The sequence below is a fragment of the Namhaeicola litoreus genome (assembly GCF_042679565.1).
GTDB classification, from domain to species: Bacteria; Bacteroidota; Bacteroidia; order Flavobacteriales; family Flavobacteriaceae; genus Namhaeicola; species Namhaeicola litoreus.
In genome coordinates, this window is sequence record NZ_JBHTMY010000002.1 from 1,037,645 (window position 1) to 1,061,913 (window position 24,269).

General features: G+C 35.7%; 11 protein-coding genes. All 11 read left to right on the forward strand.

All coding sequences use genetic code 11. The features are described 5' to 3' along the window. The first annotated feature begins 341 nt into the window (after positions 1–341). The 11 genes from ACFQ39_RS06350 (at position 342) to ACFQ39_RS06400 (ending at position 24,013) form a co-directional block, all read left to right on the forward strand. Positions 342–938 (forward strand): BrxA family protein, encoded by a 597-nt coding sequence (locus tag ACFQ39_RS06350; RefSeq protein ID WP_377177179.1) that lies wholly within the window; start codon positions 342–344, stop codon positions 936–938. A gap of 9 nt (positions 939–947) precedes the next feature. After that, a complete protein-coding gene (locus tag ACFQ39_RS06355; RefSeq protein ID WP_377177181.1) occupies positions 948–1,538 on the forward strand; it encodes a BREX protein BrxB domain-containing protein in 591 nt (196 codons plus the stop codon). Continuing rightward, positions 1,531–5,040, forward strand: a complete 3,510-nt coding sequence (gene brxC / locus ACFQ39_RS06360; protein WP_377177183.1) for a BREX system P-loop protein BrxC — start codon at positions 1,531–1,533, stop codon at positions 5,038–5,040. Before ACFQ39_RS06355 ends, brxC begins: the two co-directional genes overlap by 8 nt. Continuing rightward, positions 5,041–8,559: a BREX-1 system adenine-specific DNA-methyltransferase PglX gene (gene pglX / locus ACFQ39_RS06365; RefSeq protein WP_377177185.1), complete on the forward strand. Its 3,519-nt coding sequence runs from the start codon at positions 5,041–5,043 to the stop codon at positions 8,557–8,559. Positions 8,560–8,562: 3 nt separating this feature from the next. Then, positions 8,563–12,126 (forward strand): BREX-1 system adenine-specific DNA-methyltransferase PglX, encoded by a 3,564-nt coding sequence (pglX, locus tag ACFQ39_RS06370; protein ID WP_377177187.1) that lies wholly within the window; start codon positions 8,563–8,565, stop codon positions 12,124–12,126. A gap of 1 nt (position 12,127) precedes the next feature. After that, on the forward strand, positions 12,128–14,662 hold the full coding sequence (gene pglZ / locus ACFQ39_RS06375) for a BREX-1 system phosphatase PglZ type A (RefSeq protein ID WP_377177189.1): 2,535 nt from the start codon (positions 12,128–12,130) through the stop codon (positions 14,660–14,662). Continuing rightward, a complete protein-coding gene (gene brxL, locus ACFQ39_RS06380; protein WP_377177191.1) occupies positions 14,662–16,665 on the forward strand; it encodes a BREX system Lon protease-like protein BrxL in 2,004 nt (667 codons plus the stop codon). Before pglZ ends, brxL begins: the two co-directional genes overlap by 1 nt. A gap of 363 nt (positions 16,666–17,028) precedes the next feature. Continuing rightward, positions 17,029–17,643, forward strand: a complete 615-nt coding sequence (locus tag ACFQ39_RS06385) for an alpha-ketoglutarate-dependent dioxygenase AlkB family protein (protein WP_377177193.1) — start codon at positions 17,029–17,031, stop codon at positions 17,641–17,643. After that, entirely contained in the window at positions 17,640–18,659 is a 1,020-nt protein-coding gene (locus ACFQ39_RS06390; RefSeq protein ID WP_377177195.1) for a DUF1848 domain-containing protein, read from the forward strand. The genes ACFQ39_RS06385 and ACFQ39_RS06390 overlap by 4 nt, the downstream gene beginning before the upstream one ends. A gap of 67 nt (positions 18,660–18,726) precedes the next feature. Continuing rightward, positions 18,727–23,289 carry a DEAD/DEAH box helicase gene (locus ACFQ39_RS06395; protein WP_377177197.1) on the forward strand — a complete coding sequence of 1,521 codons (4,563 nt, stop codon included), beginning with the start codon at positions 18,727–18,729 and terminating at the stop codon, positions 23,287–23,289. After that, positions 23,282–24,013, forward strand: a complete 732-nt coding sequence (locus ACFQ39_RS06400) for a hypothetical protein (protein WP_377177199.1) — start codon at positions 23,282–23,284, stop codon at positions 24,011–24,013. Before ACFQ39_RS06395 ends, ACFQ39_RS06400 begins: the two co-directional genes overlap by 8 nt. The last annotated feature ends 256 nt before the right edge of the window (positions 24,014–24,269 follow it).

A 24,269-nucleotide genomic window follows, 5' to 3' on the forward strand; every position in this document is an offset into this window, starting at 1 on the left:
CTTACAGATACGGTAGTTTATATTCTCTTTGATATTTCACTGAACATCATTGAGGTAAAAACATGAAGCAATGAATATTTAACTGAATTTAATTACCTAATTTTCACTGGTGAACATTTAAGAAATGATGAAGTAAATCCAAAAAGAATATCACAATCAAAAAATATATAATTTGATGTAAAATTACTTGGAGAATTCTTTGTTCAAAGCTTATTTATTTTAGAAATTATCGATTTAAAATTAAATAAATATAGAATAGCTAAATAGCTAATTTCAACAGTATTATATAAAGTAAAATAAACCATTTTAATTGACGAAAAACTACAATTTGCACTTGTTTAATGCCTAAAAAGAGTAATCATAAAAAATTTGATGCCAATTTCACTGCTGGAGGTTTGCTTTTTCATGAATTCATGGTCCTTGAAAAGTTAATTACAAAACCTAATAATGCTGAACTACTCAAGTCTGAAGAATCTCAAAATGTATACATGGGTATTGCAACACTCAATGCGCGCAAAAGAATTCTCAGCGAAATAAAAAGGCGGATGGCATATGCACCAGATTACTTTTGGGAAAATTATTATGCATGGTCTGAAAAAGAGCAAAAACTAGCGCTACTTTTTCTTTGCTTAAAAACATACCCGGTTGTCTTAGATATCCACTTGGAAGTTACTTTACCAAAATACAAAATCGGTGCAAACTTAAAAGCTTATGACATTACAATGCGTTTAGATGAATTAGCTTCTTCCCATCCCGAAGTTGAAAGTTGGTCAGTCTCTACCATCCGTAAAATTAATGTGCAATACAGAAAAGCCATACAAGATGCCGGTTTAATGGAAAATGGAAAATTGCAAATTCCATATGGTTTATCAGATTCATTCTGGAATTATTTTATTAACACAAACGAAAATTGGTTTCTAACAGCCTGTTTTAAATAAATCATAGCAATGACAATAACAGAACTCTATGCGAGGCTTAGCGATAAAGATTTTCAAGATCATGAAACTGGTAATCTTTTTTTTCCGGCCTATATGTATACCTACGATGCAACTAAGGAATATGAGATTGATGCGCAAATATTAAACATTAAAAACCGTCTACACCGCCCCAACAATTACCTCGATGTCATGGTTATCGATATTTTCGAAGAGTTTGTAAACCATTTAAAGAATAGAAAATTTGGCAAAGCAACAATGTTTGACTACCTCTGTCAACATGAAAAAAACAACCCAGATCAAGTAGACAATTCATTAAAACGAGAAGGTTATAAAGATGAATTTTTGAACAATCTCGATGAAACCATTAAAGCACATTTAGCGCAAGCCAAAGATTATGAAGTGGCTTATGTGTTCATGAAAGGGTTCGGACGAGCTTATCCTTATATAAGAGCTAGCCGGTTTATGAGCAAATTTGAAAAACACGTAAAAGGTTACAAGCTCGTGTTGTTTTATCCTGGTGAAGCCAAAGATTATTACAGTCTTTTTGGAATCTTAAAAGACGAAAACCTATATAGAGCCATTAAATTAATCAATGAATAAAATGCTATTAAAAGAAATTTTTGACCGCGACATATACCGCGATATCAATCCAGCTGTTGTAGTAAGTGATTACAAAGATGCAACCATAAATGCGGAGATAAAAGAATATGTTTTCACAGATGAATTGATCGAGAAACTTTTTTTGATCATCGATACAGTCCTAAATAAAAAGGCGGGTAAAACAGGTATTTGGATAAACGGCTATTACGGATCCGGTAAATCCCATTTCATTAAGTATGTCCATTATTTACTGAACAAAGATACCTCAGAATTAGCCTTTGCTGCCCTTGAAAAAGGAATTAGAAATTATGACACCATGAAACCTGGTGCAAATGACAAAATTACCCTCAGCAATTTAAAACTTCTTCAAAAAAGAATAACCGCTTCTCATTGTGATGACATCATGTTTAATGTGGAAGATGAAACAGATGATGGCAGTCAGGAACGATTGACGCGTATTTTTCTCAACATGTTCAATAAATTTAGAGGTTATAATCCGGATGATATTCCTTTGGCTATTCTACTGGAAAAAACACTAGACCAAAAAGGACTTTTTCAAGAATTTAAAGATAAAATTTCTTCTGAACTTGGATTCGATTGGGAGATAGATGCAGCAGACGTTGCCGGATTTCAATTGAGTGATGTCTTAGATATAGCAAAAAGTGTTTATCCAAGTCTCGATATAGTTTCATTGCATAACAAGCTAACCAATCCCGATAGTTTTAAAATTGGCATTAACGCCACACTAATCCCGGAACTCAAAGCCTTTTTAAAAGAAAAAGACCAGGATTATCGCTTGTTATTTTTGGTAGATGAAGTGTCTCAATATGTGGGTTCCAACAAAGAAATCTTGCTAAACTTTCAAAACATCATCGAACGTGTTAGCCAAGAATGTAATAACCAAGTGTGGATCGCTTGTACTGCCCAACAAACCTTAGAAGACGTTTCTAAAGGTGCCGATGGAGTGACAGATATACAAGATGAATTTGGTAAAATTCTTGGCCGTTTTGACACCAGGATATCCTTACAAAGTAATGATGCTTCTTACATTACCCAAAGGAGAGTATTAGATAAAAACAGCGAAGGAATTGAAGAATTAACAGATCTTTATAATAACAATAAGGATTATATTGAAAATCAATTTAAAATTAGCCATGAATTATACAAAGGCTACCAAAAAGAAGAAGAATTTTTAATAGCTTATCCTTTTGTTCCTTATCAGTTTAAACTAATTGCCCATGTTTTTGAAGCATTTCAACAACTTCAGTTTGTCATTAGGGAGGTAAAAGACAACGAAAGATCTGTATTAGGCATTACACATTTCACGATAAAACAACATGGACATGAGGAAGTGGGTGGGTTTATTCCTTTTGATGCTTTTTATAACCAACAATTTCATACCAACTTAACCAACAGAGGTATGAAGGCAGTGCAAAACGGATTGGAATTATCCTATGTACAAACCAACCCCTTCGCGCAAAGAGTGGTGAAAGTTTTATTTTTGGTATCCAACCTACTGGAAAGTCAAAGACAAACCTTTCCATCTTCTATAGAAAATCTTGCGGTGCTCTTGATGGATAAACTCGATCAAAACAGAATGCAACTGCAAAAAGATATCAAAGAAGTTTTGGATAAATTGATCGAAGAAAGCATCATAAGAGAAGAAAAAGGCTCCTATTTTTTCTTCAATGAAGATGAAATAGATGTCCAGAATTTGATCAAAAGTCAAACGGTTGGTTTAGACGATCGTTGGAAAACATTTGATGAACTCCTCAGACCTTTAATTAAGGTGACTCCTAAATTTACTTTTGGCCAAAATGATTTTAAGATTGGTTATGGTATTGAAGCCAAAGAAATTTTTAGAAATGGCGATTTTGACTTAACTGTTTTACTCACAGACCACACACCTATTCACCAAAAAGCACTCGACTCGAACAAAAAAGAGTTAGTGGTCTGCGTGAATGAATGGTTTAATGATTACGACATTTTGAGAAAGGAATTCGACTGGTACTGTAAAACCAACAAATATTTCCTTAACAATGGCGGAGGCGCAGGGGAGCGATCAAAAACCAATGAGAATTTTAGAATTAGAAATAACCAACTAAAACAAAGTATTGAGTCGCGGATAAAAAACAAATTTCCTGAAACAAGATTTATCTCGCAAAATACCGTTTTAGAAGCCGATTCTATACATGGTTCTAACCCCGCGGAAAGAATAAATAATTTGATAGATCTCCATCTTTCAGGATTATATAAGAACCATAAACTTTGTCTTGATTATGCCCGAAACCAAAGCGAATTAAAGAAGTCAGCATCAGATAACCAGGTGCTCAACCCCATACTTACTCCGGCAGAAGTCCTTGTCAATGATTTTATTACAAGTCATAACAACCAAATGACTGTAAACGACTTAATCAAAAATTTCGAGAAAGAACCTTTTGGTTGGCGTTTTGAAGCTGTATTAGATATTTTGATCAACTTGGTTAAAAAGAAAAAAAGAGAATTTGCATACAAAGGCCAACAGCGCTATCCTATCATAGATTTTATCAACAAAGCGGTTTCTACTACCGAACGTATGTCTTGTGAAGTCATCACTGGTGAAGATATTGACCCAGCTGTACTCGACAATGTCGTGCGTGCCTATAACCATATTTTTAATGAGAACTTGAGATCCTCTACCGATGGAAATGAACAATTTGATATTCTTGTCAATGCCTTGCACAAACACAAAAGTAAATATGACCTTTTGGAAACAGACTTTTATGGCACATATCCATTTGGAATTTCTTTTCACAAGGCGGTAAATCAACTCAATGAATGGTTGGGTATTCGCGACCCTAAAAAACTATTTTCAGACCTAATAGACGGTCAAATCAAGAACAAAGAGTTATTCGATTTAGCAAAAGGAATGGAGGATTTTGCACAGAACCGCCAAAAAGAATACGACCGCATTAAGAAATTTGAAGAAGTCAATAAAGAAAACTTCAATGAACTTGGTGAAGAAGACAGGAATAAAGTGGCTAAAATGAGAGATTTCTTGAAGGCTACTGACCCGAGAAAAGAATTCAGACACATAATGAAAGCTTTTGAGGAGCTCGAGACAGCCTTAAAAAATCAGATAGCAGATCTTCAAAAAAAGGTAATAAAACTTTATCATACAGTTTTCGATGAGTTAGAGTCAGAAGCCCAAAAAAGAAAAGTAGCACCATCAGTTTTTGTAGACCGCGATTACTTCATTAATGGGATTAAAAACGCCTTTTCAGTAAATAACTTAAAAACAAAAGAATTAAATGTAAATAATTTCAAAGCTGCGGAGCTTGCAAAAATTATTTCTGCAACACAAACAGCAGATGGAAATAAAGCAGCAGAAGCAGAAACATATTACGTTTCTACAAAGGTATCTACCATTTCCAATGAACAAGAATTGGATGCCTATTTAAACAAAGTCAGACATGAAATGTTAGAGATTATTCATAACAACAAAATCATTATCCTCAAATAAATGAACACCAAAACATTTGCACAAAATGCGCGTAAAAATCTTTTACAAGGCGTAGCCAAAAAACTGCTCATTTGGGGTTTTGATAAAAAAGGAAATGTATTGGAAGAACCACACAGCATTCCTGGTGGTTATTTATTGCGGGGTGAACCTTATGATGACCCAAACGTGCCTAAACTTTGGGCCGCTTTAAAAAGCGCGATTGCTGCCAAAGGCATTGAAGTGGTGGTGGAAGAAGCTGCTTATACCTGGTTCAACAGGATGATGGCCATCAGAATCATGGCCAAAAATGGCTATGAAGAAGCCCAACTCAGCTATGCTGATGGAATGGAGCATACCCCATTGATTTTACAAAGAGCGAGACAAGGTTATTATCCCTTTTTAACCTCCAAAGAAAAAACACGTTTGCAAAAAATTATTGGTGATTACAACAAAGACCTGGAAGCCTTTGCGCTATTGCTAACGAGCTATTGCCACAGCCACAACACACTAAAACGTGTTTTTGGCAAACTTGACGATTACACCGAACTGCTCTTGCCCGACAATATGTTGCAAGACAGAGGCTTTTTGCATTTGCTGAACACCACCGATGCCATAAGCGATGCAGACTACCAAAGCGTAGAACTCATCGGTTGGTTATACCAGTTCTATATCTCAGAAAAGAAAGACGAAGTATTTGCTTCGTTTAAAAAGAATAAAAAGGCCGAAGCCAAAGACATTCCTGCCGCTACCCAAATCTTTACACCCAACTGGATTGTAAAGTACATGGTAGAAAACACGGCCGGTAAAATATGGCTGGATAAAAACCCAGACTCTCCATTAAGAGGGAAAATGAAATACCTCGTAGAAAACTCCTCCCCTTCTCAAGGGGAGGTGTCCCGCCCAAGTGGGACGGAGGGGTTAATTTCCGATGTAGAAGAACTTACGTTGATAGACCCCGCCTGTGGCTCAGGACATATTTTGGTGGAAGGCTTTGATCTGCTCTACCAGATGTATATGGAAGAGTACTACACACCCGAAGAGGCCGTAGAATCTATCTTAAAGAACAACCTCTTTGGTTTAGACATAGACGAACGTGCTGCCCAACTGGCCACCTTTGCCATTTTGCTAAAAGCCGCCAAAGTGTATAGCGATGTGTGGACCAAAGATTGGTTGCCACAGGTCTATGTCATGCCCGAAGCCCACAACTTTGGCCAACAAGAACTGAAAGACTTTTTAGGTAAAGAAGGTGAAGACTATTTAGAAGAGTTAGACCATGCCCTGCGCCTTATGAAACAGGCCAAGAACCTAGGTTCAGTGATGAAGCTAAAGCTGAGCAAAGAAGCGCAAACCTACATTGCCCAGCGTTTTGAAGAACTAAAAAATGCTGATTACCGCGACTTCAACGTTGAAGCAGTTTACCAAAGCATACAAAGCTATATTCCTGTTATGCTACTGCTGACCAAGAAATATTCGTCTGTAGTGGCAAACCCACCATATTTAGGTTATAAGTTTTTAAACGGTCAATTAAAACAGTACGTTGAGAACCAATACCCAAATACTAAGTCAGACTTATTTGCTGTATTTCAAGAGGTACTTGGTGAAATTGGAAGCAAGAATAGTAGAAGAGGGATTATCAATCAATGGGCCTGGATGTGCATTGATTCTTACAAAAACTTTAGAGAACGGTTTATAAATAATTATCACATTGACTCATTATTACATTTAGGCATTGGTGTGTTTAAAGAGTTGAACACCAAGAAAGTTCAGAATGTAGCTTTAGTATTCACTAATCGAATAAAGATTGAAGGTTTAACTAAATGTTATAAGCTAGATGAAACATTCGATGTTGTTGAGAAAAAAAGGTTGTTTTCCAAAAGAGAAAAAGAAATCTCAAAGAATCTTAAGACCCTACAGACAATTCCAGGCACTCCCTTAGCCTTTTGGTTCAAAAATGATTTCATCAAACTCTATGAGACTGAACCAACTTTAGACGATGTTATAACACCACGTCAAGGGCTCGCCACAGGAAACAATGCTCAATTTGTTAGAAATTGGTATGAGGTTTCACTTTCGAATATAATGCAATTCGCTTATGATAAGATTGAAGCGCAACAAAGTAAAAAAAAGTGGTTTCCGTATAACAAGGGTGGTGGATACAATAAATGGTTTGGGAACAATTATTTCATACTTAATTGGTATCAAGATGGTCAAGATATTAAAGCTACAAAACCTAAATCGGTTATCCGAAACGAAGCTTATTACTTCAGAGAAGGAGTTTCTTGGAGTTTAATATCTTTAAATTTCAGTGCTAGATACACAGATAGGGGATATCTATTTGATGTGGGAGGCTCTTCTGGATTTCCTGAAAAGGAAGACCTACTTTATTCAATCGCTTTATTAAATAGCAAAGTATCATCTTTTGTTTTGGCTGGTTTGAACTTTACTTTAAATGTTCAAGTAGGAGATATAAAAAGAATCTTATTTGTAAAGCCAGAAGAAGATAAAAAGAAACTGATTGAAGTTTTAAGCTCAAAGTTAATTGGACTCTCTAAGAAAGACTTCGATGCTTCGGAAATGTCAAGAGAATTTAAAAGTCATTTTTTATTGAGTTTTAAAGAGAAGAGCATTCAATCTGCTTACCAAGCTTGTGTTACTCAAGTATCCGCTGATACAAACGAATTTTACATTGCAGAAAAAGAAAATAATTCTGCCTTTATAGAACTATACAAACTTAATGGTCAATTGGAGCCAGAACCAGATTTAAAATATCTGACTATTTATCAGGATTATATTTCGGAAATCAAGTATAGTAATGACAAAATTCAATTAAGCATAAATCAAGATTATCTCATATCCAGTTTTATAAATTACTCTATTGGTCTATTTATGGGCCGTTACCGTTTAGACAAACCCGGTTTAAACATTGCGCATCCCAACCCAACTATAGAAGAGTTAGCGTCTTACACATACAACTGTGGTGAGGTTATAATAGATGGAGATGCTATTCTTCCGCTCATGGGTTCCAATTGCAATTTCCCTGATGATGCCTTGCACCAGATGTATGGTTTGTTAGATACCCTTTGGGGGCATGATACGCGTACGGAGAACATCAACTTTATACAAGAATGCCTAGACAAAGACTTGGAGAAATTCTTGGTAAAAGACTTTTACAAGTACCACTGCAGCATGTACAAGAAAAAGCCTATTTACTGGTTGTTCAGTTCTAAAAAAGGAGCCTTCCAAGCGTTGGTTTACATGCACCGCATGAATGAATTTACCGCAGAAAAAATCCGTGCCAACTACTTGTTAGAGCACCTCAAAAACCTGCGCTCAGAAGAAGCCATGCTATCTGCCAACGAGAGCAACCTCAACACCCAAGAAGCACGCAAGCTGGAGCAAATTCGCAAGGACATCCACGAATGCGAAGAATACGACATGGAATTGAAAAACGTTGCCGATCAACAAATCAAGTTTGATCTAGATGATGGGGTAACAGCTAATTATGAACTTTTTAAAACGGTTGTAGCCGACATAAAATAAACGATGAACACCAAAACATTTGCACAAATTGCGCGTAAAAATCTTTTGCAAGGCGTAGCTAAGAAGCTACTTTATTGGGGTTTTGATAAAAAAGGAAATGTATTGGAAGAACCACACAGCATTCCTGGTGGTTATTTATTGCGGGGTGATCCTTATGATGACCCAAACGTGCCTAAACTTTGGGCCGCTTTAAAAAGCGCGATTGCTGCAAAAGGCATTGAAGTGGTGGTGGAAGAAGCTGCTTATACCTGGTTCAACAGGATGATGGCCATCAGAATCATGGCCAAAAATGGCTATGAAGAAGCTCAACTCAGCTACGCTGATGGAATGGAGCATACCCCATTGATTTTACAAAGAGCGAGACAAGGTTATTATCCCTTTTTAAGCTCCAAGGAAAAAACACGTTTGCAAAAAATTATTGGTGATTACAACAAAGACCTGGAAGCCTTTGCGCTATTGCTAACGAGCTATTGCCACAGCCACAACACGCTAAAACGTGTATTTGGTAAACTAGATGATTACACTGAGCTACTCTTGCCCGACAACATGTTGCAAGACAGCGGCTTTTTGCACTTGCTCAACACCACCGATGCCATTAGCGATGCAGATTACCAAAGCGTAGAACTCATCGGCTGGTTGTACCAGTTCTATATCTCAGAAAGGAAAGACGAAGTATTTGCTTCGTTTAAAAAGAATAAAAAGGCCGAAGCCAAAGACATTCCTGCCGCTACCCAAATCTTTACACCCAACTGGATTGTAAAGTACATGGTGGAGAACACAGCTGGAAAAATCTGGCTCGATAAAAACCCGAACTCTCCGCTAAAGGAGAAAATGAAATACCTCGTAGAAAACTCCTCCCCTTCTCAAGGGGAGGTGCCGAAGGCGGAGGGGTTAATTTCTGATGTCGAAGAACTCACGTTAATTGACCCCGCCTGTGGCTCAGGACATATTTTGGTGGAAGGCTTTGATCTGCTCTACCAGATGTATATGGAAGAGTACTACACACCCGAAGAGGCCGTAGAATCTATCTTAAAGAACAACCTCTTTGGTTTAGACATAGACGAACGTGCTGCCCAACTGGCCACCTTTGCCATTTTGCTAAAAGCCGCCAAAGTGTATAGCGATGTGTGGACCAAAGATTGGTTGCCACAGGTCTATGTCATGCCCGAAGCCCACAACTTTGGCCAACAAGAACTGAAAGACTTTTTAGGTAAAGAAGGTGAAGACTATTTAGAAGAGTTAGACCATGCCCTGCGCCTTATGAAACAGGCCAAGAACCTAGGTTCAGTGATGAAGCTAAAGCTGAGCGAAGAAGCTCATACCTACATTGCCCAACGTTTTGAAGAACTAAAAACGGCTTCTTACCGCGACTTTAACGTAGAAGCTGTTTACCAAAGCATACAAAACTATGTCCCTGTTCTTCTATTGCTGACAAAGAAATATACTTCGGTAGTGGCTAACCCACCGTATATGGGGCAAGGAACAATGAATGCGGATCTAAAGAATTATGTAAACAGACGTTATCCCATGTCTAAATATGATCTGTTTGCCGTATTTATGGAATCTGCCTTGGCAATGAATGTTTCTAAAGGATTGATGGGAATGATTAACCAACATTCTTGGATGTTCTTATCCTCTTATGAAAAACTTCGCAACCATGTACTTGCTAATTTCGGTATTGCTAACATGCTGCATTTGGGCCCTCGAACATTTGAGGAATTAAGTGGCGAAATAGTTCAATCTACCGCATTTGTTTTAGAGAATAGAAAAGATATTGAAAACGGAACATATTTTCGTTTGGTAGATTACAAGGCTGTTAATGAAAAGGAAAGTGCATTTTTAGCACGGAACAATGCACACGTCAATATCCTTCAATCCAACTTCGAAAAAATACCAGGTAGCCCAATAGCATATTGGTTATCAGATCATTCATTTTCATTATTTGAGGGTGATTTGCTTAATAAATATGCCAAGCCGATGCTAGGAATGAGAACTGGTGATAATCAGAGATTTATGAGGTTCTGGCATGAAATATCTAAATCATTGCTTGGCATTGACCAAACTTCTCCAGCGGATTTTGACGCTAATTCATTTAAATGGGTTCCATATAACAAAGGTGGTGGTCAGCGGAAATGGTATGGACTAAACAATTATGTGATTAATTGGGAGAAAAATGGATATGAAATAAAAGAAAACACTTTGAGGGTATATCCCCAATTAGATTGGGATAATCTTGGCTGGAAAATCACTAACGAACCTTATTATTTTAAAAAAGGTATAACATGGACATCGATGTCAAGTAGTTTTATTACAGCTAGGTATTATGGTCGTGGGTACATATTTGATTCTAAAGGCCCAAGGCTTAATTCAGAGAATGACGAAAATTTAGAGTTTCATTTAGGTCTGATCAACTCAAATTCAGCTGGAATGTTTTTAAAAGTCCTTGCACCAACATTAGATTATAATACAGGCCCTGTTGGACGAGTTCCATTCATTAAAGGTCAGAATGTGCAAGTAAAAGAGATTGTAAAAAGGTCAATATTAATATCAAAAACAGACTGGGACTCTCGAGAAACATCCTGGGATTATGAAAAGTCACCTTTGCTAAATGAAACTCCTTCTTTAGAACAAGCCTATCAAACTTGGCAAGAAAAAGTTACGCAAGATTTCTACCAACTCCATGCCAATGAAGAAGAGCTCAACCGCATTTTTATAGACATCTATGGTTTGCAAGACGAGCTCACGCCAGAAGTCGCTTTAAAAGACATAACCATTCTGCAAGAGGAGTTAGATCGCAAGGAATTAGAACGATTAGAACCCATTTTTAGAGAACAGGGTAAAGATGCAATTCAACTACCCATAGACCGAAGTGAGGTTATTAGTCAGTTTATTTCCTATGCCATGGGTCTGTTTATGGGGCGTTACCGTTTAGATAAACCCGGGTTAAACATTGCCCATCCAAATCCTTCGGCAGAAGAATTGGCCAGCTATACCCACAATGGTGGTCAGGTTATAATAGATGAAGATGCCATTCTTCCTTTGATGGGCAGCAACTGCAATTTCCCAGATGATGCCCTGCACCAGATGTATGGTTTGTTAGACACCCTTTGGGGGCATGATACCCGTACGGAGAACATCAACTTTATACAAGAATGCCTAGACAAAGACTTGGAGAAATTCTTGGTAAAAGACTTTTACAAGTACCACTGCAGCATGTACAAGAAAAAGCCTATTTACTGGTTGTTCAGTTCTAAGAAAGGAGCCTTCCAAGTATTGGTGTACATGCACCGCATGAATGAATTTACCGCAGAAAAGATCCGCGCCAACTACTTGTTAGAGCACCTCAAAAACCTGCGTTCAGAAGAAGCTATGCTTTCTGCCAACGAGAGCAACCTCAGCACGCAAGAAGCACGCAAGCTGGAGCAAATTCGCAAAGACATCCACGAATGTGAGGAATACGACATGGAACTGAAAAACGTAGCCGATCAACAAATCAAGTTTGATTTGGATGATGGGGTTACCGAAAATTATAAACTGTTTGAATCAGTACTAGCAAATATTAAATAGCATGATCAAAGAAAAGATTGTCAAATACTTTCAACAGTATCCCCAACTAAAAATATTATTCTTTTTTGACGAAAAAAAGGAATATGAAGAAGAGTTAGATAAAATGGAACTTCCAAATATTTATATCGTTAAATACGAAAATAATCCCTTTTCAATCAAATGGAAACTGGTGGATGAGTTCAAAGACAAAAAAGTGTTTTTATATCTTCCCTTACCGCACCCACTTACACAGGAAGCTTACCATAAATTTCCTTTACTAGGACTTCTTATCGCTAATAAGGAATTACAACTAGACAATGTAGGTAGTTTTATGGAAGAGTTTGGTTTGCAAAGGCATCAAAAATCACTGATTAGCAAATACATCCAAGAATTAAAATATACCGGTGTGCAAGATGTTTGCAGACCAATATTAAATGCGAGTAATTTTCAGGTACCTGCAATCCAAAAAGGATTGCTTTCAGCTTTTCTTAAATTTAAAACCATAGAATCTTGGCCTTTTCTCATGGCTAAACTAATCACCCTTTCTCCTCCGGAACAAGAAAAAGAATTAAATCGAGTCGTTAAGAAAATAAAAGACCTCGATATGGAAGAACTGGTATGTGAAAAATTAAAAGCAGTTTCCGGAACTACCCTTAATGAACTAAGTCAAGAAAATCTAAAAAACGTAGTCAGAAGTATTGTGTATAACAAAATTATGCAAACCATCGATGAAGTCAAAACAAACGATCCCTATGCAAAATTTAAAATAAAAGACCTGACCCAAATCACCCAGCTAAACCAAATGCTTCATGAAGTAGACAGAGGTCCTATAAAAAATGACTTTAATGCGGTATTAGACGAATTATCAAAAGAAATAAAGGGAAGTAAATTAATTGAAGTATATGGAGAATCAGCGCCATTTGCTGAGTACAATACAGAAATGATATGGGAAGTAATCAAAGAGTTACAAGATCAAATTTCTAGCGCGCCAAAAGTTGTAGCTCAAAAATTAGAACAGATTAGTTTACAACAACAGATCAACCCACATGTAATGCAGGCCATGCGCTTCTTGATTCAAGTAACAAAAACCCATGAAGCCATACAGAAAAACACAACGTATATTCTGAATAAACCCGAGGAATATATCCAAGCATATACTGAACTGGGTTATAAAGTAGACCAGGCTTATAGGAAGGCGATAAGGTTATTCAAGGAAATTGACACCCTTGAAATTCCTAAAAACATCCATTTAGAAAAAATAAATGTCGATTTGAACAAGGCTTACGACAAACACACAGACCAATTGAACAGAGAATGGCTCAAATGTTTAAATCATTTCCAATTCGACTATAAAAACATTCAGGTACCAAAGCAATACGATTTCTATCAAACGCAAGTAGCACATCTCGACCAAAAAGTAGTGGTGATCATCTCAGATGCTTTGCGTTACGAAGCAGCTGTAGAATTGCTTTCCGAAATGCACGGCGACACAAAAAACACGGCAGAAATCCAATACCAATTAGCCTCCATCCCTTCCAAAACGAACATTGGGATGAGCCAACTTTTACCTGGAGAGAAAATCTTTAATTCAGGTGAGATTACGATAGACGGAATTAGCTCCTCTGGTACCGAGAACAGATCAAAAATACTCAGGCTGGTAAACAAAGAATCCAGAGCCATTCAGTACAGCGATTTAGATGGGCTTTCAAGAGAAGAGTTGCGCGAAATTTTTAAAGATACAGTTGTATATGTGTACCATGACATTATAGATGCAACAGGTGACAAAAAACCTTCTGAAAGAGGGGCTTTTAGAGCAGTTGAAGAGACTATACAGGAATTAAAAAAGTTTGTGAAATTACTCCATGGATCCTATAACGTGGCAAAAGTAATTGTTACCTCAGATCATGGCTTTTTATACAATGATATCGAAATAAAAGAAAAAGACAAGGAAGAAATTCCGGTTAAGGAAAATATACAATCCCATAATAGGTATTTTATAACCGAAGAGAAGCAAAATTTAGATTTGGCTTATTCCATCCCTTTATCAGCGACAACAGTTTTTACCGATAATGTATTTGTTAATATTCCTTATTCCGTAAATCGTTATAAAAAACAAGGGGTGGGTCATCAATTTGTGCACGGTGGTGGTAGTTTACAGGAATTGATTGTTCCCGTGATAGAAAGCGCAAGAAAACGAGAAAAGGTGAGTAAGAAAGTTAGACCAATGCTCTTAAATCGAAATAGACTAAAAATTGTATCAAATATTTTAAAAGTGAATTTATTACAAGAAACTGAAGTTTCTCGCTTCGAAAAAGAATGTACCCTAAAACTTGGTTTATATATAGGTAATAAATTAGTGAGCAAACTTGAAACCCTTTTATTAAACTTTACAGCAGAAGCACCAAGCGATAGAATGACAAGAACAGAATTGGTACTCGCTGCAGAAGCTGCTGGTGAGCCATTTTTAAAATTAAAGATCTTTGATGAAGAAGATATGCTCAACCCGTTAATAGAAGAACGCATTCAAAACGACACATTAATTCAACAAGATTTCTAATGACATTAAAAGAAAAAATACTAGAAAATTTTGAAGGAAAAGTAGTTAGAAAAGACTTAACCGCTTTGGTCAAAGGGAATAATCCCGTGCCTGCGTACGTGCTTGAATATTTACTCGGACAGTATTGTGCAATCGATGACGAAGAGATTATCAATGCAGGCATTGAAAAGGTGCAAACCGTGATCCGAAACAACTATGTCCATCGATCAGATTCGGAAATCGTAAAAGCTAAAATCCGCGAAACAGGGAGCCATAAAATCATTGACAAAATCAATGTGACTTTAAATGATAAAGCCAATATTTATGAAGCTGAATTTGCGAATTTAGGACTAAAGGGAGTCCCTATACCCGACGCGATGGTCAACAACAATCAAAAGCTACTGAGTGGTGGGGGTGTTTGGAGCATCTTAACCATGGGCTATTCACATGCAGATAATATCAACATGCGTTGGGTCGTCATAGATTTAAAACCCATTCAAGTGGCGAATGTCAACCTCGACGAATACATTGACCTTAGAAAAAATTTCACCACAGAAGAATGGCTGGATTTATTGATGCACAGTATTGGATTAGATCCTGAATATTTCAGTAAACGAGATAAATTCATCCAGTTATCACGGTTGATAACCCATGTAGAAAATAATTATAATTTTATTGAACTGGGTCCAAAAGGAACCGGAAAGTCCCATATTTTTTCTGAACTTTCTCCGCATGGTGTTTTAGTTTCTGGCGGCGACGTATCAAAAGCGCGTTTATTTGTGAACAACACCGGCAACAAAATAGGATTGGTTGGTTACTGGGATGTGGTTGCCTTAGATGAATTTGAACAAGAAAAAGGCAGTAGCAGAACAGACGGTGATTTGGTGAAAATCATGCAAAACTATATGGCCAACCAAAGTTTCAATAGAGGAAAAGAAACCTACCAGGCAACAGCCTCTTTGGCATTTGTTGGAAATACAAAGCACAACGTACCATATATGCTCAAAAATTCTCATTTGTTTGAATCTATTCCTGAAGGATATATCAAGGGTGCCTTTTTAGATCGTATGCATATGTACATTCCGGGATGGGAAGTACGCATATTAAAATCATCCGTATTTTCCAAAGAATATGGCTTCATTGTAGATTACTTAGCCGAATTATTAAGAGAGTTGCGTAAAGCGGATTATGCCAATCTCTTAGATGGAAAAATTTCTTTAGATGGATCATTGACAACAAGAGATAAAACGGCCATCCGAAAGTCATTTTCAGGTTTGATGAAAATTATTTATCCACACAAAGAAATAACCGATGAAGAGCTACTCGAACTATTGGATTTTAGTGTAGAGGGAAGAAAACGAGTGAAAGATCAGTTGTATATCATTGACGAAACGTTTAAAGCCGAACCTGTAGAATTCAAATACACGGTTTTAGCAACGGGAAAAGAATACAACCCTGAAACCTTAGAAAACTTGAATTATAATGCAGCTGTTAAAGTTCAGGAAGAAGAAGAAGAAACCGAAGAAGTTAAAAAGGAAAAACCAAGTACTAATCTTGAACCTCATCAGGTCATTTTAAAAGATAATCAGACAGGAATCTCTTATAAAAAACTCTTTGCAGAATATGTAAAAGGAGCTACATACATCACCCTGCAAGATCCATATATACGCCTGCCATATCAATTCAAAAACTTGATGGAGTTTTGTTTGATGCTCGGAAATAATAAAAATCCCGATGAAGTCTTAAATCTGGAAGTTGTGACATGGAATGAACAAGAATATCAAATAGACTCAGTGGCAAATTTTGAAGAGTTGCAGGCCAGTCTGGTCGACTTAGGAATTCACCTGAATTTTCGATTTGAGCAACATCATGATCGTTTTATCGCAGCAAACAATGGTTGGAAAATTAGCCTTGGCCGGGGACTAGACATTTTTGAAAAAATTGAAGGTAGATTTAATGTAGCCGACCTCGACCAAACACGCAGAAAATGTAAATCTTGCGAATTGACATATTTGAAAATTTAACAAGTTTAAAATATATAAATAAATAATTTTAAAATTAACACCGGGAAGATCGGATTGTATGTTTAACAAGTGATATCGTTCAAGACAGACGTTGTACGAAAAGGTTCATACCAAATTCCAAATATTTACTTTTAAAAGTGAATAAACTGAAAATTGGTGTCAACAGTTGAAGAATTGTTGCTGACTTAAAGTTGCAAATTCTATGAGTTGAGGTCATTTTGGTGATATTGAATACAGATAGAAAGTTAACAATGTCTATACCTGAAAAGAGTTGCCTTGTAAGCGCTGTTTTAGTGAAAGCTTAGTATTTCGCTTTTTACAACCTAAATCTGCTGCGATGGCCTATAAAAAAAATAAAATACTATGGAACAACTAGATATGTTTGCCCCTAGACCTGATTACAATGAATCGATTAAAATTACAAATGGTGAGTATATCTATATTCCAAATTTTTATAACAAGAGTACGGCAGATAACTATTTTAAACAATTGCTAGAAAATATCGTTTGGAATCAAGAGTCCATGAATATCTATGGCAAACAAATTTTATTTCCTCGTTTAACAGCATGGTATGGAGACAACGATAAACCCTATAGTTTTTCTGGAATAACTTTACAACCACACCCTTGGTCAAAAGAACTTTTAGAAATTAAAAAAAACATTGAACCTAAGGCTCAAGTTAAATTTAACTCAGTTTTACTTAATAGATACCGCAGCGGTAGTGATTCAATTTCATGGCATACAGATGCAGAAAAGGAATTAGGCAAAAACCCAGTGATTGCCTCGGTAAATTTTGGAGCTGAACGAAAGTTTCAATTAAAACATATGGATTCAAATGAGAAAATTGAAATCGTTTTAAAACATGGCAGTTTGCTTATCATGATGGGTGAATTACAACATTACTGGAAACATCAGGTTCCAAAAACAAAAGAACTGATGAAAGAGAGAATTAATTTAACGTTTAGAGTGATCAAATGAGTTGGAAAAAAGTTGAAATAAAGAATGATTTAGGAGAAATTGTAGAGGCTTTGGCTCCAGTGATCGTGTCAGCCAGTCGTTCTACAGATATCCCTACTTTTTATGCCGATTGGTTTGTTGATAGATGGAAAAAAGGTTATGTAAAATGGAAAAATCCGTTTAACGGGGTGTATGCTTATGTATCATTTAAAAATACACGAATAGTGGTGTTCTGGACAAAAAACCCCAAACCCATCATGCATCATTTAGATTTTTTAGATGAACATGTAAAGAATTATTATTTTCAATATACCCTCAATGATTATGACGTAGAAGGATATGAAGGGAGAGTTCCGGGCGTTGCAACCAGAATAAAATCCTTTAAAGAACTCTCTAATCGCATTGGGAAAAAAAGAGTAATCTGGAGATTTGACCCCATGATATTAACGGATAAGATTGACGTAAACGAACTGTTAAGAAGAGTAAAAAATATTGGAGATCAACTTAAAGACTATACAGAAAAATTAGTGTTTAGTTATGCAGATATTTCCAGTTATAGAAAGGTGGAGACAAATCTTAAAAATGAAGCGATCAATTATATTGAATTCGACAATAATACCATGCATGAATTTGCCAAAGGACTTCAGGAATTAAATAAAAGCTGGAATCTGGAAATTGCAACTTGCGCAGAAAAAATTCCCTTAGAGCAATATGGGATTATTCATAACAAATGTATTGATGATGATTTAATGATCGACCTGTATGGTGATGACAAACTTTTAATGGATTTTTTAGGGGTAAAGTTTGAGGAAGCAACCTTATTTGATGAAAATCAAGAGGTTAAGAAAACTAAGGTGATTAAGGATAAAGGCCAACGAGAGCTATGCGGATGCGTCATGAGTAAAGATATTGGAGAGTATAACACTTGTCCGCATGAATGTGTCTATTGCTATGCAAACACATCCAAAGAAATAGCAAGAAAAAATTTTAAAATGCATACTGCAAATAAAACTTTGGATACAATAACCGGAATTTAATTATTAGAATCTGCCTCTTTGCATAAGGCATTTGATGAATCATTTACAAAAAACACAATAGACCACATTGGAGAATTATATAAATCAAATAAAAGCACTCAATAACGTTTCATTTCAGGAAATTAGAAAGGTAGCAATTAATGATATATCTCATTTAAATAAAAGTGTTCGTGATCAAAATTATGAAGCACTGAAAAGAGGTACTGCCATTATTGAAACCCATGACCTACTATGTCAATATTTGTATTCATTTGGCAACATGCATAAGGCAAAATTAAAAGATGCTTTTACAAAATTACCGCCAAGTGTACTGGAAAATGAATTTGAAATTATCGATTGGGGCTGCGGTCAAGGATTGGGCACAATAAATCTATTTGACTATCTCAGCGAAAAGAGGATAAAAAATAAAGTGCAGGGTATTACGCTTATCGAGCCTTCCAAAATGGCCCTGGAAAGAGCAGTTTTGCATACCGAGGCATATGTGAAAGATCCTGATTTAATTAAAACCTACAACACAAATTTTGAAATGTTAAAACCTGACCAGATAAAAATTAAATCTGGTCATCCTGTTATCCATATTTTCTCAAATATTCTAGATGTTGCTCAGATAGATCTTAAATATTTAGCAAATCTGGTAGACGGTGCAGTGGTGTCTGAAAATTACATCATTTCTGTTGGACCGCTCAACCCTACCAATAGGAGAATCGATGCTTTTTATAAGTATTTCGATGTACCGCTGCTCTATACCTATGAAAATAGCCAATTTGAATACGGTAGCACGAAAAAGTGTACGTACAAAGCAAAAATTTATAAACTGGAAAATAGCGAAAAGGGTAATTTAATCCCCATTGTGTTTTACCCCTCAGTGCAGTTCCTGTCATCATATCAACTGGATTGTGTTGCAGAACAATTCGCTTTGCTCTCAAAAGAAGAACGGTCATTATTAAAAATTAAATTTGATAAAACCCAAGCCTTTGAAACATCAGCTCCATTCGATATTGGGGCATGTGTTTATGACGATATTCATCCTGTTCTCGCGGTGCTTAACAATATCGTAACCCGAGGAATACCGACCAAAACCAGCCCATATGTAGAAGAATTTTTTCAAGAAGCTTTTGGCTATTCAAATTATGAAAATAGCTATGGTACATTTTTTTATAAAAAAACAAAGGAGATAGACCTCTTAAAAACAATAACATGGGTAGAAGAAACAATCGGTCAACACAATAAACCCGATTTTTCTGAAATAAATGTTGACCATTTACAACTTATTTATTCACCGATCGCAATCGCTAGATTTCAAAAAACAGTACTCGAAGCATTAATGACCGGTAAATTGGATGTAAATAAAAATAAATGGCAGGTCCTTGTCCTTGAAAAAGATGTGCCATGTGCAGCCTTGGCCCTTAAAGATTTATCGTATCTGTTTAATAACTTGACCAAGTTGAGCGAACAATACGACCATTTAACATTTCCGGAAATTGATTTAACCATTGTCAACGATTCAATTTTTTCGAAGTCAAAACTTCACCTGGACAATCGCATATATAGTGTAAATGAACCATTAAATAAATTATATGATTTAGTGGTTGATATCGCCGTACTGCAGTCAGATAAAATAAATAAAGATTCTTTCAGTAAGTACAGATGTGAAAATAATTGTTACTTCAACATAAGATCTGCCCAAATAAAACAAAATGAGCGGTTTATATATACTACAGACAGAATAGTTTACCGTAATATCGTTCAAACAAATGCACAAGGTAGGTTTGAAGATGTTGAAGAAACCAAGCGTTTACTGACTTATTTCTTGAAACTACTTTTCAGAAAAGAAAGCTTCCGGTCCGGACAGCTGCCAATTCTGAACAGAGCACTGCAAAACAAAAGTGTAATTGGCCTGCTGCCTACTGGAGGAGGAAAGTCATTGACCTACCAGTTGGCCGCACTTTTGCAACCGGGAGTTACTTTAATCGTTGATCCTTTAAAGTCTTTGATGAAAGATCAGTACGATGGGCTAATAAAAGTAGGGATAGACTCCTGTGCTTTTATCAATAGCGAACTTTCTGCGCAAGAAAAAGATGAGGTTGCTACGAGAATGGAACAGTCAAAACTTCAATTTGTTTTTCTTTCCCCTGAAAGATTATCAATTTATTCGTTTAGAGAAAAGTTGAAAAATATGCACAACTTAAACGTGTATTTTTCTTATGGGGTAATTGATGAGGTGCACTGTGTCTCTGAATGGGGCCATGATTTTAGGTTTTCTTATTTACACCTAGGTCGTAACTTATATAAATACGTGAGGGCTAAGGAAGGTCGAATTTCTTTATTTGGTTTAACCGCAACGGCATCATTTGATGTTCTGGCAGATGTGGAAAGAGAATTATCAGGTAATGGAGCCTTCCCATTAGACTCTGAAACTATTATTCGTTACGAAAATACCAACAGACTTGAATTACAATATAAAATAGAAAAAGTAAATATTGATCTCGAAATTGATGGTTCGTTTGATCGAGGCAATAAGCTCGACGCTAAACTTCCCAAAGCAGTAAAAATGCCAAATAAATGGGATTTCTATAGAGCTAAAAACAAATTTTTATCAAGTTATATAACCAAAATTCCTCATTATATTAACGAACTGCAAAGTGAAGAATCATTAAAGAATATCAAAAATTCTTATAAAATTAGACAAGGAATTAATGATTTAGAACATGACAATTTATTAGTAAATGTTCCAGATGATTATTTTATAAAAAAAGAACAATACCCACACTCAGGTATTATTTTTTGTCCTCATAAGGGTTCAACGGGAATTTCAGTGGAAGAAACTAAGGAATCCTTGAAGGATACCATTCCCGCCCTTGGTACATTTATGGGTGGTGATGATACAGGTAATCTTTCCATGCAAAATCTGGAACTCTTTAGAGATAACAAGCAACCCTTAATGGTCGCAACCAAAGCTTTTGGAATGGGTATTGACAAACCCAATGTTCGTTTTACAGTCAATTTGAACTATTCTAGTTCATTAGAAAGTTTTGTCCAGGAAGCTGGTCGGGCGGGTAGAGACAGAAGAATTGCTTTGTCAGTCATACTATTGTCAGGTTATGAACTAGAAAGAATTAATAAAAATTGTGTTGAGGATACCTTTCCATTAAATATCATTAAACTTAAATGGTTTAAAAAGGAAGACTTAAAACAAATCATGGATCACTATAGCCTCGAAATAAAACCAGATTTTATCGATTCTTACAACCCTCAAAATGATTACGTTAAGCTGCAATGTGAAAAACGTAATGAAAATGGACGAAATATTTTTGCTGAAGGGCGATGTGAAATGGATTGCGGAGACATGAAGTGCAAAATTAGACATGCCCCTAATTTGGCTAAAGTATGGGGAGCTGAAAAAGATTTAGAAGAGATTCTTTCATCAAACGGAATTAGTGCTAAATCCAAAAACATTGAATATCAGAATGCTGATTATGAAACTGTCATGTATTTCTATAACAATGGATTCAAGGGAGAAGATATTGAAAAAGGATTTATTTATAGTCTCCTTTACCAACAATCTATAAGCGTTTTTTATGGGGATGACAGTCATTCAAAAGACACAAATACAGTAAAAGGTTTTTTGAATTCAGTCCTTAATTCTGAGGTGGACCAAGAAATAGTTTCTTTTGTAAATTATGAAAACCCTGATCCTAAAAAAAAGATTGAAGGAACGGATACGGATATAGCAAAAGCCATTTATAGAATGACCTGTATCGGTTTGATTGAAGATTTTACACAAGATTATGCAAATAGTAGATATCGTATTGTATCTAAAAGAAAAAAGATCGGAGATTATTATCAAAGTTTAAAACAGTTTTTATTGAGATATTATGCTGAGGATAGAGCCGAAAAAGAAATTCAGAAGGCCTATAATATGGATGTAAATAGCGATGATCCATTAGAAACAGAAATATTTCAGTGTTTGGCTTACCTCACAGGTTTTGTCTATGATAAAATATCATTGAAACGGAAACGCGCAATTGACGATATGAGAACCTTTTGTGTTTCTGGAACTATTGCTTCAAAAGATTGGAAAGAAACAAATGAAGATTTAAAGGATTTTATTTATTATTATTTTAATTCAAAATATGCGAAAACTGATTATGTCGCGGATAACGGCGAATCTTATTCACTGGTCGTTGATTCTGACAGTGGTAAAAAGTCAGATAAAGAAATTTTATTTAAATATCTGAAGGTAATTGATAATGAAATAGTCGGTATTGGAACGCCAATTGATAATGTAAAACACTTACAAGGTGCAGTTCGTTTAATTTCCAGATCCCTTACTGACACAAATCCAACCATGGCCCTATTAGAAGCATTTACCCTGATCTTTTTAGGAACGAATAACAATGAAAATCTGGAAAAACAGCTAATTCAAAGCTATACAGATGGAATGATAGAAATGATGAACCGACTGAACTCAAGTAGCGAGTTTTGGGACTTGTTTCAAAATTACAATAGTATAATTTCAGTATACCTCAATAAAACAAAACTTAATAACATGATAACCGAAGCACTTATCATATTGCATGGCCTCGAACTAAAAAAAATTACATCTAAATATATTGCAACACATGAATAACGATAAAATACAGCAATCGCTCATCGAGCTTGAAGAAAATTTAAAAAATTTGAATTCTGCGCGTAATCAGGTAATTTCTATGGCAGGAAATAGTCAAAAATTATCACAAGAAGTCCTCTTATTGGTAAATTCATTTCAAGAATTGAATAAAAACTTATCCCAGAACAACTTTACCTCAACAGAACATTTTAAAAGTTTCTTTAGTCGCATTGAAGAATCTGTTAATCAATTTTCGGTAATTATAGATGATGCGGCCAATGACTTACAAAAAATGATTTATTCAAATGCGGAAAGTTTTAGTGTTAATCTCGATGCTATAACGCAGGAACATGTTGTAGCATCACAAAATATAATTCAGGATAAAAAGAACGTTTTCGACGCACTGATTGAAAAACAGACCCTCTTTTCTGGTAAATTAGAAGAGTTGAAAAACGAATTAAATGAGTTTAATTTTCATGAAAAAATTGCTCTATTCCAAACAGAACTTAACCAGCAAAGTGATTGGATAAAAAAAGTTGTCCAACAAATAGATAAAACAAAATCAGAAGTACAACTTGAATTTCAAAATTTTAGCAAATCCTACGAAAATCAAAACATGTTAATTGCTGATAAATTTAAAGACTTAAGTAACCTTGTAGAAGCAAACCAAAAAAAACAATCCATTTACCAATACTTGATCATCTCCCTGATAATAGTAACAACATTAATTTTGTTTTTTAAATAGACAAAAGACATTAAATAGAAGTAGCGTCTGATGCACTTACCGATGGCATGTTGGGAGATTGGGATGATTTTGACGGTGATTACGATGATGCAATGCTCTACTTGAGAGGATAAAAAATAATACCTTTTTAAAAAATGAATATGAAAATAGGTTTAGAAAATTTCAGAGTGTTTAAAGAATTTGTTAGGAAACCAATAACCGTGCTTACCTGAGCAAATAATAACGGTCAAGTTGTAGTGATCATAAAGTGGTATTT

What these genes read in the sequence shown, in the direction of transcription:
- ACFQ39_RS06350 (WP_377177179.1), top strand. Translation starts at nt 342, where the DNA reads ATGCCTAAAAAGAGTAATCATAAAAAATTTGATGCCAATTTCACTGCT.
- ACFQ39_RS06355 (WP_377177181.1), top strand. Translation starts at nt 948, where the DNA reads ATGACAATAACAGAACTCTATGCGAGGCTTAGCGATAAAGATTTTCAA.
- brxC (WP_377177183.1), top strand. Translation starts at nt 1,531, where the DNA reads ATGAATAAAATGCTATTAAAAGAAATTTTTGACCGCGACATATACCGC.
- pglX (WP_377177185.1), top strand. Translation starts at nt 5,041, where the DNA reads ATGAACACCAAAACATTTGCACAAAATGCGCGTAAAAATCTTTTACAA.
- pglX (WP_377177187.1), top strand. Translation starts at nt 8,563, where the DNA reads ATGAACACCAAAACATTTGCACAAATTGCGCGTAAAAATCTTTTGCAA.
- pglZ (WP_377177189.1), top strand. Translation starts at nt 12,128, where the DNA reads ATGATCAAAGAAAAGATTGTCAAATACTTTCAACAGTATCCCCAACTA.
- brxL (WP_377177191.1), top strand. Translation starts at nt 14,662, where the DNA reads ATGACATTAAAAGAAAAAATACTAGAAAATTTTGAAGGAAAAGTAGTT.
- ACFQ39_RS06385 (WP_377177193.1), top strand. Translation starts at nt 17,029, where the DNA reads ATGGAACAACTAGATATGTTTGCCCCTAGACCTGATTACAATGAATCG.
- ACFQ39_RS06390 (WP_377177195.1), top strand. Translation starts at nt 17,640, where the DNA reads ATGAGTTGGAAAAAAGTTGAAATAAAGAATGATTTAGGAGAAATTGTA.
- ACFQ39_RS06400 (WP_377177199.1), top strand. Translation starts at nt 23,282, where the DNA reads ATGAATAACGATAAAATACAGCAATCGCTCATCGAGCTTGAAGAAAAT.